Origin of the sequence: Protofrankia sp. Cr1, from assembly GCF_963555865.1 — a bacterium.
Classification (GTDB): Bacteria; Actinomycetota; Actinomycetes; order Frankiales; family Frankiaceae; genus Protofrankia.
In genome coordinates this window covers 6,867-7,999 of sequence record NZ_CAUVXO010000175.1, presented here as the reverse complement: position 1 = coordinate 7,999, position 1,133 = coordinate 6,867, and the positions used below count along the sequence as shown (strand labels likewise).

General features: G+C 67.8%; 1 protein-coding gene. It reads right to left on the bottom strand.

What is annotated here, in order from left to right; all coding sequences use genetic code 11:
• A partial coding sequence (locus tag U9980_RS14850) for an ATP-binding protein (RefSeq protein WP_322768451.1) occupies positions 1–1,133 on the bottom strand: 1,133 nt, incomplete at both ends.

Below are 1,133 nucleotides of genomic sequence, written 5' to 3'. Positions count from 1 at the left end.
CCGGCGCCGACCTCACGGACGAGTCCGCGGTCGACCAGTTTGATGAGCCTGGTCCTCGTCGCGCGGGTGGACAGGCCGATGGCGTTGGCGATTGCGCTGGTGAGCGCGCCGTCGGTCGGGATGGCGGTGAGGATCGCCCGGTCCTTGGCGTCCAGGGTCGGCAGCTGGACACGCTGGGTCCACAGCGTGACGCGGAACCGGGTGCCGATCTCTTCGAGGTCTGGCGGGGGAAGTCCCGCGTCCAGGCATGCGGTGGTCATTCGTTGGATGCCGCTGCCCCACTGCTCGATCAGCCCCAGTGAATTGAAGACCCGGCCGATGACCCGGTTGCGCAGTTTGGACACTCCGCGACGGATATCGTCGACCGTCAGTCCGAACTGCAGCAGGCCGGGGTTCTCCACTTCGAGGCGGTCGTCGAAGACCGCGATGCGGATGGGCGCGCCGCGCTGCCGGTAGTCGGCGTGTGCCACCGCGTTGACGACCGCTTCCCGGACCGCGACCGGAGGCAGGTTCCACCGGTCTGTTCGCAGGACAGGGCCGATGTCGATGCCGTGCAGACTGTGCTTACGCACGAACCCGAGCGCGTCTTCCACCGCGAGTACCAGGTTGGATCGGATCTCTGCCTGGTCGACGATCTGGGACTTGTCGGTGCCGAGGAACTGTCCGGCCTGGATCCAGGCATCGGGGAAAAGCCGGGCACGGTCCTGGTCGCGGCCGAACAGCAGCAGGCCGCCGACGGTCGGGACGAGCTGTCCTTGGTGGGCCGTCACCAGTCTGAGGGTCTCCAGGTCGGCGGGGCGTAGCTTTCGGAGCTGGCTGAACGCCTCGGCAGCCGCCGGGAAGTCGATCGCGTCCGAGCCCAGTTCCGGCGTTGCCTGTTCGTCGTAGACCTCGCCCCGTGCGTAGCGGCGCAGTTCTTCGACCAGGTCGGAGTCGGCCCGTCGATTGGTTGAACCGACCCGCACGTAGACGCCGCTCTCCGGGCCCTCCTGGCTGACATGATGCGGCCGGGACGGGCTCGGGTAGACCTCCACCGCGACAAGCTGGGTGCCGCGCCACGGCGCGATCTCGATGTCGGGAACCATACGGGGCGCGATCGCGTCGCTGATCAGATTCGCCAGTCGTTCTTCGAG